Here is a 14752-nt window from a genome sequence, read left to right on the forward strand (position 1 = left end):
TCCGAGGCACCGCGATGACAGTCGAGTACCTCACCACCGCTCCCCGGTTCCGCTGCTGGACCCCGCCGGGGGTCTACCGCCCGCAGACCGACACCGGGCTGCTCGGCCGGGCGCTGCGCCGGGAGCGGATCACCAGCCGTACCGAGGTCCTGGACCTCGGCACCGGAAGCGGTGTGCTCGCCGTGGAAGCCGCCCGGCTCGGCGCGCAGGTCACCGCCGTGGACATCTCCTGGCGGGCACTCGCCGCCACCTGGTGCAACGCCGTGCTGAACGGGCGGACGGTGCGCGTGCGCCACGGCGACCTGGCCTCCGCAGTGCCCGGCCGCCGCTTCGACCTCGTGGTCACCAACCCGCCCTACGTACCCGCACCACCCGGCGACAGCCCGCCCCGCGGCCTCGGCCGCGCCTGGGACGCCGGCACGGACGGCCGACTACTGATCGACCGCATCTGCGCGACGGCGCCGATGCTGCTCCGACCGGCCGGGCGGCTGCTGATGGTCCACTCACACCTCAGCGGCATCGAGGAGACACTCGCCCGCCTCCGGCAAACCGGGATGCGCGCGGAGGTCATTGACCGGACCTGGCTTCCCTTCGGCCGCATCCTGCGCTCCCGCCTCGGCTGGCTGCGCGAACGCGGCCTGGTGGCCAACAGCGCTGGCCCTACGACAACAGAGGAGCTGGTGGTGATCCGTGCCGAACACATCTGAACGCCCCCGCCGTATCCGCCTCCAGCGCGACGGCCCGCTCCTGATCGAGGGACCGGTCGAAGTCGTCAGCGAGGACGGCGAGGTGAGCGTGTCCCGGCGCTTCACGGTGGCCATTTGCACCTGCCGACGCACCCGCACCCCGCCCTGGTGCGACACCAGCCACCGCAGCCGCACGAAACCGGACGAGACGTCATGACCAAGGTGCTCCTGCCCGACCCACGCGGCCCGCTCTCGGCCGCGCTCGTCGCCGTACTGCGGGACCCGGACTCCGTCCTGCCGCCACTCCCCGACCGCATCGACCCATACGGAGACGATCTCCAACTCGCCCTGTACGTCCTCTACGAACTCCACTACCTCGGCTTCGACGACGTGCCCGACGACCGCGAATGGGACCCCGGACTCCTCGCCCTCCGCACCAAGTTGGAGCACCACTTCCTCGGCGCGCTGCGCGCGAACGTCCCGAGCGACGCGTTCGCCACCGCCGCGCAGGCGCTGGAGGAGCTCCAGCTCGAACCGGTCGGGGAAATCGGCGGCAGCCTCTCCCACTTCCTCCGCGACCACGGCACCCTCGACCAGTTCCGCGAGTACGCGGCGCTGCGCTCGCTCTACCACCTCAAGGAGGCCGACCCGCACGCCTGGGTGATCCCGCGGCTGCGCGGGCGGGCCAAGGCCGCCATGGTCGCCGTCGAGTTCGACGAGTTCGGCGCCGGCCGCGCCGACGACATCCACGCTCAACTGTTCGCAGACCTCATGACAGACCTGGGCCTGGACCCCTCCTACGGCCACTACCTCGACGCCGCACCCTCCGAGGCCCTCGCCACCGTGAACCTCATGTCGCTCCTCGGCCTGCACCGAGCCCTGCGCGGCGCGCTGATCGGCCATTTCGCCACCGTCGAGATCACCTCCTCACCGGCCTCTCGCCGCCTGGCCGAGGCTCTGCGCCGTATGGGCGCGGGCCCGGCAGCCGTCCGCTTCTACACCGAGCACGTCGAGGCGGACGCGGTGCATGAACAGGTCCTACGGCACGAGGTCGTCGCCGGATTGCTCGCGGACGAACCGCACCTGGAAGCCGACGTGGTCTTCGGCATCCGCACGACCGGTCACCTGGAGGACCGCCTCGCCGCCCGGCTGCTGGACGCTTGGCGGAATAGCCGGAGTGCGCTGCGGACGCCGCGCATGGGGCCTCCCCCTGAGTGGTGCACACACTGATACTGGATCTGCTTGATCCGGAGGAAGCGAGAACACCGCCGATGGCGACGAAGGACTACTCGGACGAGTTCAAGGCCGATGGCGTGGCCCTGTACGAGTCCACGCCCGGGGCGAGCTACAAGACATCGCCGCTGACCTGGGCATTAACCTCGATCGTTCATGAGTCCTCGCCGGTTCGCTGACAGGGACTCTGTGCTTGAGAGGTGCGGAATTTCGGGGGTTGGGGCAGGTTGGCGGCCCGGCTGTCGCGTCGGGGTTCCACGGCTCCGGGATGTTGCTGTGGCTCGTCGGGACGGTCGGAGTTGCTGGTCAGCCGGGGTTCGGCAGGGCTGCGAGTCGCTGAATCGCGTGGGTGATCACATCCGTCCAGGGCCATCGGGCGGTGAAGCGGAGCCAGCGGCGGCGGCCGGTGGTGACGAGCTGGGCGGCGGCAGATAACAGCCGCAGGCGACGGGTTTCCGCGGTCAGGGCGAGCATCGGCATCCAGGCGAGGAGGTCGAGTGCGATCTGGACGATCTCCAGCCAGATCTGGTTCTGCGCGGTGTCGTGCAGGGGCAGGTTGCGCAGGCCGGTGTCGCGGGCGTTTCGGATGCGGTCCTCGCAGCGGGCCCGTCGGCGGTGACGCAGTTCAAGGTCGGCGAGCTGGCCGCCTTGGGTGTTGGTCGCGAGGCAGGTCAGCCGCAGTCCGTCGAGGTCGGTGAAGCGCAACTGGGCGCCGGGGTGAAGCCGTTCCTTGCGGACGATCAGCCGCATGCCCTTCGGCCACGTGCTCAGGTCGGGCATGTCGGTGATCTCCGCGACCCAGGCGCCGGGCCGCTCGGTGCCGCTCGCGTCGTAGGCCGGCGTCCACGCCTTCTTCGGGATCTTCAGGACGGCTTGGTGGATGGTGTCGGTGATGGTCATTCCGACGGAATACGACAGCTACCGACCCCGGCGGGAGAGCCAGTCGAGGAAGGCGTGGGTGCCGCCGGCGGAGTCGGTGCGGATCAGTGTCTGCCGTCCCCGCCGTAGGTGTTTGGGGAGTTGGATCAGGGCGAGTTGGGTGGTGGTGATGTGGTCGGCGGCGGTGGTTCCGTCCTCGTGTCATGTCGTGTGCATGATGGAGTCGCGGGCAGGGAAAGGATGCCGTACGCAACCGACTTGTCCGACGAGCAGTGGGCGTTGATCGAGCCGCTGGTCACCGCGTGGAAGCAGGAGCGGGTGGCGCGGTCGGCGACCGGGGACCCGGGCTCCTGCGACCTGCGCGAGGTCGTGAACGCGCTGCTCTACCAGAACCGGACGGGCTGTCAGTGGCGGCTCCTGCCGCATGACTTCCCGGCCTGGTCGGCGGTGTTCTACTACTTCAGCCTGTGGCGCGAGGACGGCCTTGACCAGCGGATCCAGGAGATCCTGCGCTGCCAGGTGCGGGAGCGGTCCAGACGATTAGAGGACCCGTCCCTGGTGATCATCGACACTCAGTCCGTCCGCGTGGCGGCCGGGGTGCCGAAGGAGACGACGGGACTGGACGCGAACAAGAAGACGCCCGGCAGGAAGCGGGGGCTCGCCGTCGACGTGCTGGGCCTGATCATCGGTGTGGTGGTGCTGGCCGCGAGCGCGCACGACAACGAGGCCGGCATCGCCCTGCTGGACCAGGCGGCCGAGCGGTGCGGGATGCGGCTGGAGAAGGTCCTGGTCGACCAGGGCTTCAAGGACGCCGTGGTCATCCACGGGGCGGTGAAGGACATCACCGTCGAGGTGGTCCGCCGCAACCCCGACGACGAGGGCAAAGGCTTCGTCCCGCAACCGAAGCGGTGGGTGGTCGAGCAGGTCAACGGCACCCTCATGCTGCAGCGGCGCCTCGCCCGCGACTACGACCACCGGCCCGACAACGCGGCCTCCCGCGTCTACTGGGCCTCCACCGCCGGTATGCTCCGCCGCCTCACCACCCCTGCCCCCGCCTGGCGTGACGACGTGGAGTTGGCCGCGTGAACGTCTGCGAACTCCTGCGGCTGCTGCAGACCGAACACGATGAGACCGCCGCACGAGCCGACAACCTGCGCGAGGAGATCGAGCGGCTCACCACTGCCCTCGTCGAGACCGAAGCCCGCCTGGCCGAGCTCGCCGCCACCCGCAAGGTCATCGACGACCTCACCCCGCCTGACCAGGCAACGGCCCCCGCAGAGACCGCCACCGCCACCGTCTACCAGCGCATCGTGACCGCGTTCAACGAGCACCCCGGGAAGGTGTTCCGCGTCCGCGATCTGCACGAGCACCTCGGCCTGCCCACCGACGAGCCCTCGATCAACGTCACCCGTTCCCGCCTGGGACGACTCGTCCGCCAGGGACTCCTCACCCAACCGGGACGCGGCTGCTATCAGAAACGGACTTAACGCCCTCTCAGACCTCTCAGAACGGTTCGACGTATCGGTGGAAACGATCCGGCGCGACCTCTCGGTGCTCGAAGCCAGCGGCTTCGTCCGGCGCGCCTACGGGCAGGCCTACCCCGTCGAAACGGCGGGCTACGAGTCCAGCCTGCCGACCCGCGAAGTCGAGCACTCGGGCGAGAAGCAACGCATCGCCGCCGAGGCCGTCCGCCATGTCGGCGACGCCGAGACGATCTTCATCGACGAGGGCTACACCCCCCAGCTCATCGCCCGGGCGCTCCCCGAGAACCGGTTTCGCGTGGTCACGGCGTCGCTGCCGATCGCCTCGCTGCTCGGGGATCGTGACGACGTGACGGTCTACGTCCTGGGCGGCCGGGTCCGCGGCAACACGCTCGGCACCGTTGACCACTGGGCGACGGAGATGCTCAGCAAGTTCGTGATCGATCTCGCCTTCGTCGGGGCGAACGCGATCTCGCGGGAGTACGGGCTCACCACGCCCGATTCGGCTGTCGCGGAGGTGAAGGCGACCGCGATTCGGGTCTCAAAGCGGCGCGTCTTCACCGGGGTCAGTCCCAAGTTCGGGGCGTCGAGTTTCTGCCGCTTCGCCGAGGTCACCGATTTCGACGCGATCATCAGCGATCGGCGGCTCTCGGCCACCGAGGCTCGGCGGCTCGCGGCGCTGGGCCCGGTCGTCACCCGGGTTTGAAGCGGGCATCCATCGGGCGCCCAGGTTTACGGATCGGGCACGGCTCCCGGTCATCGCGACCGGTTCAACGCAGCTTCCGCGGGCCTGCAGAGTACGGTCAGATCACCCCGAGGACCGAACAAGCAGGTCTCGCGCCTTTCATACGCGTCCCGCTCCTTCACGGCCGTCGGATGCCCGATGCACTTGAACCGGTCGCTCGTACCGCTACATCCGGCATTGCCTCCCGGATTTCCGAGGCACACGCTGATCAGGGCCAAGCAACCCTGATCAGCGTCTTGGACGCATAAAGCGAGCAGCCCATGCATGCAGTCGTCATCGAGCGGCCCGGCGTCGTCGATGTCCGGATAGTGCCTGACCCCACGCCTGGTGAAGGCGATCTCGTCGTCGCTGTCCGCGGTGCAGGCATCTGCGGGACGGATATCCACCTCATCGACGGCGAGTTGCCTTACGACCGGTTTCCGCTGATCCCCGGCCACGAGTTCTACGGCGAGGTCGTCGCCGTGGGGCGCGGGGTGGACGGCTCGCGGGTCGGCTCCCTCGTCGCCGTCGATCCGAACATCCCGTGCCGCTCCTGCACCGAGTGCCGACGCGGGCGGAGCAATCTGTGCCTCAACTACGAGGCGCTCGGCGTGACCATGGACGGCGCCACCGCCGAGCTGGTGCGCGTGCCCGCGGCGCTCGCCTACGACCTGCCCGCAGACATCCCGCACGCCGGGGCCCTGCTGATCGAGCCGCTGTCGTGCGTGATCCACGGGTTCGACGTGCTGCCCCGCAATCCGGGCGACCGCTACCTCGTCTACGGGGCCGGCACCATGGGGCTGCTGATGGGGCTGCTCGCCGCGGACACCGGCTCCGAGCCCGTGCACATCGTGGAGCCGAACCCGGCCCGGCGGGCGCTCGCCGCGACGCTGGGGCTACTGCCGGTGGCCGGGCCCGGGGAACTCGATCCGGATGCCCGCTGGGAGACCGTCATCGACTGCACCGGTGTCGTCAGGGCCATCGAGGACGGGCTGACGCGGGTGCGGCCCGGCGGCGTCTTCCAGTGCTTCGGTGTGGCCGAGCCCGGGGCGAGCGCCAGCATCCGGCCCTTCGACATCTACCGCAACGAGATATCGATCGTGGGCAGCATGGCGGTGCTGGACAGCTTCGACCGGGCCGTCCGGCTCGCTCAGGGCTGGGGCGAGCGGCTGGCCCCGCTGGTCTCGCACGAGCTGCCGATCGAGCGGTATGACGACGCGGTGGCCACGTTCCGGGCCGGCTCCGGACTCAAGGTCGCGATCCGGCCGGACGGAGCGGTCAAGTGACCACCGTCGACCCGCGGGTGCGGGAACTCATCGACCAGGCGCCGTTCGGGATTCCCGCCGCCGAGCTTAGCCCCGGCGCTCTGCGCGCTCAGACGCGGACCGCCATCCGCGGCCTGGAGGGCGCCCGGTTCACGCCCGACGTGGTGGACCGGGTCGAGGACCACGTCATACGGGGGCGGGGCGGTGAGATACCGCTGCGGGTGTACTCGGCGGGCGGTGCCGCGCCGGCTGCGGTCATCGTCTACTTCCACGGGGGCGGGTTCGCCGCCGGGGACCTGGACACGCATGACAAGATCACGCGCCGGCTGTCCGTCGCGACCGGTGCCGCGGTGGTGTCGGTGGACTACCGGCTGGCGCCCGAGCGGCCGTTCCCAGCCGGCTTCCAGGACGCCTATGACAGCCTGCTGTGGGCGAGCGCGCGCTACCCGGGCGTGCCGCTGGTCGTCGCGGGCGACAGCGCGGGCGGAACCCTCGCGGCGTGCGTGGCGCTGCGCGCCCGCGACGAGGGCGGCACGGCGCTCGCCGGGCAGGTGCTCCTCTACCCGGTGATCGACGACGACGCCGGCACCGCGACGATGCGGGCGTACGCCACCGGGTTCATGCTGACCCGCGCGGACATGGTGACGTACGTCGACTGGTATCTCAGCCGCCCGGAGGACCGCGCCGATCCCTATGCGCTGCCCGGGTTCGCCACCTCCCTCGAAGGTCTTCCGCCGGCCGTGATCACGATCGGCGGCTTCGACCCGCTCCGTTCCGCGGTGGAGAAGTACGCCGGGCGGCTGCGCCGGTCCGGCGTCCCGGTCGAGCTGCAGAGCCATCCCACGCTGACCCACGGGTGGGCCGACTACTACCCGGTCGTGCCGGCCGCCCGGCGTGCCGTCGACGAGCTGGCCGGCGCCGTCCGCGCCCTCCTCGAACCCGCCACCCCCGACTCCCCCCTCACCTCCGACACGGCATGAGCCGCGTACGACATCCCGAAGGAGTCCACATGTCACACATCCCCGTCCCCCTCCGCCGTGTCGGTGCCGTCGGTGCGCTCTCCGTGTCCGCGCTGCTCGTCGGCGGGCTGGCCGCCTGTTCCACCGACGATCCGGCCGCCGGCGGCGGCACCGGGACCTCGCACAGCTCCGGCGCGCTGTCGATCCAGTTCGTCAACCCGCTGCCCAACTACCCGGCGTGGCGCAAGATCGGCGACTGTATGAAGGACCAGGCTAAGAAGCGCGGCGCCGAGTACACGGAGAGCGGGCCGATTGGGCAGGCGCTGGACGCGAACGCGATGATCTCGCAGATCCAGCAGGCCACCGCCAACAAGAAGGGCGCGATCGTCACCTTCCCGGCCAGCACCGCCTTCGCGGGGGTGCTGAAGCAGGCGCAGTCCGCCAAGATCGTCACTGGCACGTTCTACGGTTCCACCGGTGCGGTCAGCGGCGCCGACCTCAACGCGGGGCCGGACTGGACCGCGATGGGCGAGGACATGGTCAACGCCGTGTCCAAGCTGCCCGGCAAGCACGTGCTCGGCCTGGTGGCCGCCGCCAACACCGGGGTCGGGAAGAGCTGGCTCGACGGGATGAAGACCGCCGCCAAGAAGACCGCCAACGTGACGATAGCGGGCGAGGTCTACACCGGGGACGACGCCGGGAAGGCGCTCCCCCAGGTCAACGCCCTGCTGGCGGCGCACCCGGGCATCACGGAGATCGCGAGCCACATGGGCACGACAACGCCGGGGGCTGTGTCGGCGATCAAGTCAAAGGGGCTGAAGGGCAAGACCTTCCTCCTCGCCCAGGGCCACGACAACGGCGGCACCGAGGCCATGAAGGACGGCGAGGCCAACCTCATGTTCCTGCAGGACGTCTGCACGCCCGCCAAGGGCATGGTCGACGGGGTCCTCGACGTGCACAAGGGCAAGTCCGCGCCCTCCATCAAGGTGCCGATCAAGGTGGTCGGCAAGGACGAGTACCAGAGCCTGCTCAGCAAGGGCTGGAGCTGATGGGCACCCCCGCCCCGGCCGCCGCACCGGCCCCCACGCCGGCTGCCGTGCCGGCCCTCCGGCTGCGCGGCATCCGGAAGTACTTCGGCTCCGTCTCGGCCCTGGAGAGCGTCAGCCTGGACGCGTACGCCGGTGAGGTGCACGCCATCGTCGGGGACAACGGCGCGGGCAAGTCCACCACCATCAAGATCATCACGGGTATCCACCGGGCCGACGAGGGCGAGGTGGCGGTCAACGGCAAGGAGGTCGGCCACCTACGCTCCGCGGCCGACGCGCAGGACCACGGCATCGCCGTCGTCTACCAGGACCTCGCGCTGGTCGAGTGCCTCGACATCGCGCACAACCTGGCGCTGGGCAATCTGCCGCGCAAGCTGGGCATCGTGCTGGACCGGCGGCGCATGGAGCGCGAGGCTGCGGCGGTGCTGAAGGACCTGAAGGTCCGTGTGGGCAACGTCCGCACGCCCGTCGGCCTGCTCTCGGGCGGCCAGCGCCAGGTCGTCGCGATCGCGCGGGCCGTGCGGATGGACCGGCCGATCATCCTGTTGGACGAGCCGACCGCGGCGCTCGGCGTCCAGGAGACCGCGCATGTCGGCGAGATCATCGACGAACTGCGGGCGTCGGGGAAGGCGGTCGCCATCGTCAGCCACGACCTCGACTTCGTCTTCTCGCACGCGGACCGGGTGACCGTGCTGCGCCTCGGCCGGACGGTCGGCACCCGGCGGGTCGCCGACGTGGCCCGCGAAGAGGTCGTCGGCATGATCACCGGCGCCGTGCCGGCCGACCCGCCCGCGGCCGATCCCGACCACCACCCCGAGGAGGCGTGATGGCCTTGACCACATCGACAGACAAGGCAGCCGGCCCGGCGGACGGCGAGCCCGGCACCGGGGGCGGAGACCGGGAGAGCCTGCTGGCCAAGCTCCTCGTACGCCAGGAGACCACGCTGCTCCTGGTGATCCTCGCCGTCGGTGTGGTGGCGGCGTCCCGCAACGGCCACTTCCTGACCAACGCGAACCTCACCGAGGTGCTGCGCAGCAGCGTGATCTACTTCGTGGTCGCCTGCGGGGCCGCGCTGCTGATCATCGGAGGCGGCCTGGACTTCTCGGCCGGCGCCCTCTTCACGCTCGGCGCGCTGCTGACGGGCAAGATGATGGTCGACGGGACACCGTGGCCGCTGGCGGTGTTGATCGGGCTGGCGCTGTGCTGCGCGGCCGGGGTGGTGAACTTCGCGGTCATCACCTATCTGCATGTGCCGCCCATCATCGCGACGCTCGGCACGTCCTATGTACTCACCGGCATCGACAACCTGGTGACCGGCGGCAACGACGTGCTGCCGCTGTCGACGTCGTTCCAGAAGATCGGGCAGGGCAGCATCGCCGGGCTGCCGAACATCGTGCTGATCGCGATCGTGATCGGCGCGGTGTTCTGGTTCCTGCTCGAACACACCCGGTTCGGCGTGAACGTCCGCGCCCTGGGCGGCAACCGACAGGCCGCCGTCGGCAACGGGCTGCGGGTCTTCCGGCTCGACCTGGCGCTGTACGTGATCGCGGCGGCCACCGCCGCGCTCGGCGGCATGCTGTACTCCGCGCGGGTCGGGGCAGGGCAGGTCACCGCGGGCGGGACGTCCACCACGCTGACCGCGATAACCGCGGTCCTCATCGGCGGCGTCAGCCTGATGGGCGGCATGGGCAGCATCCAGGGCGTCGCGATCGGCGCCGTGCTGCTGTCGCTCGTGGACAACGCGCTGGTGCTGTCGAATATCCCTCCGCAGTACAACACCATCGTGGTCGGCGGCATCCTGATCTGCGCCGTCGCGGTCGACTACCTGCGGCGTTCGCGGATCTTCCGCAAGAGATGACCCGGCCCTTCGCCGTCAGCCCGCCCCCATCCGCATAGCGCATACCAACGACGTACCGCGCAGGTGCCCATCAGTCAGCCGCATGAACCATGCCAATCACCTCAAAACGCCGAAGTCAGTAAGTCTGTGATCGAGGTACCACGTGATCGCATCCGAGCGCGGTCTGGCGCGTGGCCTGGGCTGGTGTTCTGTCCCGGGAGGCTGGGGCCTACATGCCGCAGGGGGCTTGTGGTGTCTCGGGCCGGCCGCGTAGGGACCTTGTTGCATATATCGCTTTAGCGGATAATCTGCGCATTCGTTCTGTGACTGCGGGAAGTGCCGGCCGTGGATGCCGAGAAGCCTGATGGGGGACCTGTCTCGCCCCAGGGGGCGAGCGACCGCTTTGTCCGGCTCAGTCCAAGACAGCAGACTCTCAATGTTCGCGCCTTCAGTGCGGTGGTGGCCAAATTCAAGGACGCGCTCTTGGAGGGGGCCGGAGCCATTCTTCGACTCGCGGTGGGCGATCTTCGAGCACTACGGTGCGATTCAGCCGTACATTGCGAAGAAGCACCAGCAGCGCTACGCACTTCACCCGGCTGTCGGCCCAGCCGTCCTGGTCCACGAACGGTTGCGCCGGCACCGGGGTATCGACGAACTGGCTGCCCTTCTCGACGAGACCAGCACCCTGATCGGCCAGCGCATCCGCGACCGGGCAACCGTTGAGGCCAATCTCCTGTCCTGTCGGCAGATGCTGAACCTGTACGCGATGCACCTTGAGCGCCTTGTGGTGAGTGCCAGTCTGAAGGAGTTGGCCGAGAAGCAGCGGGAGCACAATCATCCGGGCCTGCGGGAGAAGGTCGTCTATCTCAATCGCGCGGTTTCCGAGCACTTCCCGGGCGATCATGGTCTCGACTTTCAGGCCGTGGCGCTGTTGAACGTCGAACAGCGATATGAGCGTGCTTTGGACACCGCGGTGCAGCGAATCGTCGAGCAAGGTGGCCGAACGCTGGACTTCGAAGTGCTCAGCGCGGAGGAGTACCTCGAAGCAGCCCGGCACGCCCCGCTCGCCCTGCTCGCTCAATTCGGTGACAGCCTTGTCGTGGACCCCCCGACCGTATGGATCGACGCCGGCTCGCTCATGCGGGCCGTCGAGGAGTTCGCCCCCTACTCCAGAGTCCGCCGTCGGCCGTCCATGCCGCACGTGACGCCGGAAGCCGACCCGCTTCAGCGCATGAGCGAGGCCCGCACCCGCGAGCGCAGCCGCCAGGAGCATCTGGCCGAGCGCGTCTTGCTGGAGGCCGACGGGGCGGATCTGACGGGCGAGCTGCAGCGCGGCCGCTGGCGGACGTGATCGGGCTGGATGCCGACCCCGAGGCTCCGTACCGGTTGGAGATCGCCATTGCGCTGATTGTTGACCGCGTCGGGTGGGTTACGTACTTGCACCCGGTCCACCTGCACCGCGAGGAGGCTGAAGCCACGGTCCTCCTGCGGCGTCGAGAGCGTGAGGAGGGGTTATGAAGCCCCTTGACCCGGTGTCCCTGCTCGCCTCGATGCGTGCTCAGGGTCTGATCGACGCATTCGGAGTCCCGGTCCAGACGGTGGAGAACGCGCAGCGCCGGGCACTTGCGTGCGGTCGGCGCCTTGTGGAGTGCGCCGGCCCTCTCCCACCGCCCGCTGCCACCTCCGGCGAACCCGGTGCGGCGCGTCGGGTCCTCGTCCCGGGGTGGTCATTGCCTCCGGTTCCCGAGGAGACGGCCGTGTACCCCGTGCGGCGGCTCAGCCCGACGCAGTCGCTGACGTTCGCCGCCGGCGCTTGCAGGAGGCACGTTCGACCTGAGCGATCTGGCGCCTCGACCCGCAGACCGGCCCGGGTGCGGGTGGCCGTCGGCAAGGACATCCAGGGTGCACAGTCTCCGCAGATAGAGGACGGCAACCACGACGCGCTCTCTGTCGCCGAGCTTCTGAGGGAAGACGCCGCCGCGGCTGCCTGGCTGACGGTCGGCGCGGCATCGCGATCAGCAAGGACCGTTTTGCCGTTCCGCTACCGGGTCTGGAAGAGCGAACTGGCCGCCCTGGCCGCCGAATCCGGACTGGCGGACCCACGCCTGACCGGACTGGGCAGCACGGAACTCGCGGACCTTTGCATCGAGTTGGCCCCGCTCGTCGACACCGACGTTGACCCAGCCGGTGTTGCGGGCGATGTCATAGATCCCGTACGGGATCGCCTGCTGAACATCCGGGCCGCTGAAGAAGAAGTGGTGGTCTTCGACCTGGACCGGCTCGCCCCTGGGGCGCCACTCGCGGCCGGCCATGGGCAGCCGTCCGATCTGCTCCCGCTTCTTGGTGTCCACGCTGATCACCGGCTCACCGTCGGTCTGGTGCTGTTTGACCTGCTCGTTGATGTAGCGGAACTGGGCATCCCGGTCGGGGTGCTGGGAGCCCTCGAGGGTCTTGACGTTCGCCTGCAAACTGAAGCCCTCCTGCTTGAGCAGTCGGCCCACAGTCGGCGCGGACACCGGGTGCCCCTGCTGGGTCAGCTCCTCTGCCAGGTTCCTCAGCGACTTCGTCGTCCACCGCAACGGCGACTCAGGATCACCCCGCTCATCCGGCTCGACCAGGCCCAACAGGGCTTTGAGCAGGGACGGATCGGTGTCTTCGGCCCGCCTGCGGCCTCCGCCTGGTGCACGCACCCGTCCGGCAGTGGACCGGCCCCCGCCTCCAAATCCGCCACCCCGCGGCGCACGGTTGTCTCGCTGACCTGCGCGATCCGCGCCACCGCCCGCACCCCGCCGTGCCCGATCAGCCGGGCTTCGGTAGCCAGGGCCAGCCGCCGCTGCCGCTCGTTCAGATGGGGTAGCAACACCGAGAACCTGCAGCGGAGTTGGGAATAGATCTCCTTGGGAACGGCCATACCCTGACAACGAGCTCACACCTGTAAAGCAGAACCTTGATTCTTGACGGCTTCAATGCGTGCGGCATCGCTGCCACGACGCGCCTGGCAGGACCGCGCCGATCGCGCTCACCAGGCCGGTATGAGCGTCGGAGACGACCAGTTGGACGCCGGACAGGCCGCGGGCGGTCAGTGAGCGCAGGAAGGCGAGCCAGCCGGCGCCGTCCTCGGCGGTGGCGACGTCGATGCCGAGGATCTCGCGGTGCCTGTCCGCGTTCACGCCGACGGCGACCAGGGCGTGGACGTTGATGATCCGGCCGCCCTCACGGACCTTCTGCGTGAGCGGGTCGACCCAGACGAACGTGTAAGGCCCGGCGTCCAGCGGCCGGTCGCGGAACGCGGCGACCTGCTCGTCCAGGTGCTTGGCCATGGCGCTGACCTGGGATTTCGACAGCTGGGTGACGCCGAGGGACTCGGCGAGTTTCTCGACCCGGCGGGTGGAGACGCTGAGCAGGTAGGCGGTGGCGACCAGGCTGATGAGGGCCTGCTCGGCCCGGCGACGGCGTTCGAGGAGCCAGTGCGGGAAGTAACTGCCCTGCCGCAGCTTGGGAATGGCCAGTTCGACGGTGCCGGCGCGGGTGTCCCACTCGCGCGGGCGGTAGCCGTTGCGGTGGTTGACGCGTTCGTCGGTGACCTGCCCGTATTCGGCGTTGCAGAGGGCGTCGGCCTCCGCGGACATGAGGGCGTCGGCGAACGTTTTGACCATCGCCCGCAGCAGATCGGGACTCGCCGCGGCGAGATTGTCCTCAGCGAGCGCGTGCAGGGGCAGACTGTTTGGTGCGGTCATCGTGCTGATCTCCTTCGAGCCTAGACATCTCGAAGATCAGCCGGTGGCCGTTCTTATATCCGGACCCTCACTCCGACGCCGGGACAAACACCCGGATCAGGTGGGAACCGGTACACCACTTCCCTGGACGCAACCTTTCGGATGAATAGTGTCCGATGCCGGTGCGGTGTGTTGAGGTGTGTGGGTTCAGCCCTGCCGGTCAGCGTCGCTGGCGGTCAGTGGGCTGGAGCAGGTGGCGCGGCCGAAGGCGCCGGTGGCCGTGGCGCTTTGGGCATGGTGGCCGCGGATGGCGAGGGTGCAGCGGGCGGTGCCGCCGTGTTCGTCGAGGACGATGCTGATGACCGGGTCCTGGCCGAGGGGCACCTGAACCGTCTTGTGCCAGGGCAGGCGGCTGTCCTGGACGGTGACGGCTTTCCCGGTCTCATTGCGAGCCTGGTAGGTGAGGTCGGCGATGCCGGTGCCGGTGACTTCGTAGGTGACGGCGGCGGTGGGGGTGCGCTTTGTGGGTGTGCTGTCATTGCCGTCGGTGCCGAGGATGCCGTACAGGACGAGTCCGGCGCAGGCCGCGAGGACGGCGGCGGCGACGAGGAGGCCGGCGCGGTCGGGGCGCCGGCCTGCAGCCGGCTTGGCGGGGCTGGCGTCCGCAGCGGTTTCCATAGTGTCCCTCTCCTTATTCACGAAGATTTCCTTTGCGTTGGGCCAGTGCGTATCCGTGACTGCGGGCCGGGATATCGGAATGATCTTTCTTTTCGCGTTCTTGGGTGCTTGAGGGCCGGAACCGGGTCCTTATACCGGGTGCCCTGCCGGGATATCCAGCGCGCAGACAATTCGGGCGTCGAAATCAAGACACCGGAGAAATGCCGGGTTTGCGATGTCGCTTGACATGGCGTCATCCGAGTGATTAG

Annotated in this window: 14 protein-coding genes and 3 pseudogenes; 13 read left to right on the plus strand and 4 right to left on the minus strand. The window is 69.2% G+C overall.

What is annotated here, in order from left to right:
- The first annotated feature begins 14 nt into the window (after positions 1–14).
- Genes ACWD5D_RS23220 through ACWD5D_RS23235 form a run of 4 tightly spaced genes read left to right on the plus strand, consistent with a single transcriptional unit; the run spans position 15 to position 2098 of the window.
- Positions 15–707 (plus strand): HemK2/MTQ2 family protein methyltransferase, encoded by a 693-nt coding sequence (locus ACWD5D_RS23220; protein WP_451374640.1) that lies wholly within the window; start codon positions 15–17, stop codon positions 705–707.
- Positions 691–903 (plus strand): CDGSH iron-sulfur domain-containing protein, encoded by a 213-nt coding sequence (locus ACWD5D_RS23225; RefSeq protein WP_451374641.1) that lies wholly within the window; start codon positions 691–693, stop codon positions 901–903. The genes ACWD5D_RS23220 and ACWD5D_RS23225 overlap by 17 nt, the downstream gene beginning before the upstream one ends.
- Positions 900–1916: an iron-containing redox enzyme family protein gene (locus ACWD5D_RS23230; RefSeq protein WP_451374642.1), complete on the plus strand. Its 1017-nt coding sequence runs from the start codon at positions 900–902 to the stop codon at positions 1914–1916. The genes ACWD5D_RS23225 and ACWD5D_RS23230 overlap by 4 nt, the downstream gene beginning before the upstream one ends.
- Before the next feature lie 41 nt (positions 1917–1957).
- Positions 1958–2098, plus strand: coding sequence for a hypothetical protein (locus ACWD5D_RS23235; RefSeq protein WP_451374643.1), 141 nt, complete (start codon positions 1958–1960; stop codon positions 2096–2098).
- 127 nt (positions 2099–2225) lie between these two features.
- Here the strand turns inward: ACWD5D_RS23235 and ACWD5D_RS23240 are convergent.
- A pseudogene (locus ACWD5D_RS23240) lies at positions 2226–2984 on the minus strand (transposase); the annotation flags it as partial.
- A gap of 54 nt (positions 2985–3038) precedes the next feature.
- Here ACWD5D_RS23240 and ACWD5D_RS23245 point away from each other — a divergent pair.
- The 9 genes from ACWD5D_RS23245 (at position 3039) to ACWD5D_RS23285 (ending at position 11461) form a co-directional block, all read left to right on the plus strand.
- Positions 3039–3884, plus strand: coding sequence for an IS5 family transposase (locus ACWD5D_RS23245; protein WP_451374644.1), 846 nt, complete (start codon positions 3039–3041; stop codon positions 3882–3884).
- Positions 3881–4285 (plus strand): type IV toxin-antitoxin system AbiEi family antitoxin domain-containing protein, encoded by a 405-nt coding sequence (locus tag ACWD5D_RS23250; RefSeq protein ID WP_451374645.1) that lies wholly within the window; start codon positions 3881–3883, stop codon positions 4283–4285. The genes ACWD5D_RS23245 and ACWD5D_RS23250 overlap by 4 nt, the downstream gene beginning before the upstream one ends.
- A 37-nt stretch (positions 4286–4322) precedes the next feature.
- A complete protein-coding gene (locus tag ACWD5D_RS23255; RefSeq protein WP_451374646.1) occupies positions 4323–4985 on the plus strand; it encodes a DeoR/GlpR family DNA-binding transcription regulator in 663 nt (220 codons plus the stop codon).
- Between the two features lie 299 nt (positions 4986–5284).
- A complete protein-coding gene (locus ACWD5D_RS23260) occupies positions 5285–6289 on the plus strand; it encodes an alcohol dehydrogenase catalytic domain-containing protein (protein WP_451374647.1) in 1005 nt (334 codons plus the stop codon).
- Positions 6286–7248 (plus strand): alpha/beta hydrolase, encoded by a 963-nt coding sequence (locus tag ACWD5D_RS23265; RefSeq protein WP_451374648.1) that lies wholly within the window; start codon positions 6286–6288, stop codon positions 7246–7248. The genes ACWD5D_RS23260 and ACWD5D_RS23265 overlap by 4 nt, the downstream gene beginning before the upstream one ends.
- Before the next feature lie 29 nt (positions 7249–7277).
- Positions 7278–8276, plus strand: a complete 999-nt coding sequence (locus ACWD5D_RS23270; RefSeq protein WP_451374649.1) for a sugar ABC transporter substrate-binding protein — start codon at positions 7278–7280, stop codon at positions 8274–8276.
- Positions 8276–9100, plus strand: coding sequence for an ATP-binding cassette domain-containing protein (locus tag ACWD5D_RS23275; RefSeq protein WP_451374650.1), 825 nt, complete (start codon positions 8276–8278; stop codon positions 9098–9100). Before ACWD5D_RS23270 ends, ACWD5D_RS23275 begins: the two co-directional genes overlap by 1 nt.
- Positions 9101–9105: 5 nt before the next feature.
- The gene (locus ACWD5D_RS23280; protein WP_451374651.1) at positions 9106–10131 is read left to right on the plus strand and encodes an ABC transporter permease; all 1026 of its coding nucleotides are present in this window, start codon (positions 9106–9108) and stop codon (positions 10129–10131) included.
- 607 nt (positions 10132–10738) lie between these two features.
- Positions 10739–11461, plus strand: coding sequence for a hypothetical protein (locus tag ACWD5D_RS23285; RefSeq protein WP_451374652.1), 723 nt, complete (start codon positions 10739–10741; stop codon positions 11459–11461).
- 811 nt (positions 11462–12272) lie between these two features.
- On the opposite strand, the pseudogene ACWD5D_RS23290 reads toward ACWD5D_RS23285, so the two are convergent.
- The 3 genes and pseudogenes from ACWD5D_RS23290 to ACWD5D_RS23300 form a co-directional block, all read right to left on the minus strand.
- Positions 12273–13021: pseudogene (locus ACWD5D_RS23290) on the minus strand (ISAzo13 family transposase); the annotation flags it as partial.
- 55 nt (positions 13022–13076) lie between these two features.
- Positions 13077–13847: pseudogene (locus ACWD5D_RS23295) on the minus strand (IS256 family transposase); the annotation flags it as partial.
- Positions 13848–14033: 186 nt separating this feature from the next.
- Positions 14034–14504, minus strand: a complete 471-nt coding sequence (locus ACWD5D_RS23300) for a hypothetical protein (protein WP_451374653.1) — start codon at positions 14502–14504, stop codon at positions 14034–14036.
- Positions 14505–14752 lie beyond the last annotated feature (248 nt).

The sequence above is a fragment of the Streptomyces sp. NPDC002520 genome (assembly GCF_053595235.1).

Bases quoted from the DNA above. Each gene is read 5' to 3' on its own strand.
- ACWD5D_RS23220 (WP_451374640.1), top strand. From the start codon at position 15: ATGACAGTCGAGTACCTCACCACCGCTCCCCGGTTCCGCTGCTGGACC.
- ACWD5D_RS23230 (WP_451374642.1), top strand. From the start codon at position 900: ATGACCAAGGTGCTCCTGCCCGACCCACGCGGCCCGCTCTCGGCCGCG.
- ACWD5D_RS23235 (WP_451374643.1), top strand. From the start codon at position 1,958: ATGGCGACGAAGGACTACTCGGACGAGTTCAAGGCCGATGGCGTGGCC.
- ACWD5D_RS23245 (WP_451374644.1), top strand. From the start codon at position 3,039: ATGCCGTACGCAACCGACTTGTCCGACGAGCAGTGGGCGTTGATCGAG.
- ACWD5D_RS23260 (WP_451374647.1), top strand. From the start codon at position 5,285: ATGCATGCAGTCGTCATCGAGCGGCCCGGCGTCGTCGATGTCCGGATA.
- ACWD5D_RS23270 (WP_451374649.1), top strand. From the start codon at position 7,278: ATGTCACACATCCCCGTCCCCCTCCGCCGTGTCGGTGCCGTCGGTGCG.
- ACWD5D_RS23275 (WP_451374650.1), top strand. From the start codon at position 8,276: ATGGGCACCCCCGCCCCGGCCGCCGCACCGGCCCCCACGCCGGCTGCC.
- ACWD5D_RS23300 (WP_451374653.1), bottom strand. From the start codon at position 14,504: ATGGAAACCGCTGCGGACGCCAGCCCCGCCAAGCCGGCTGCAGGCCGG.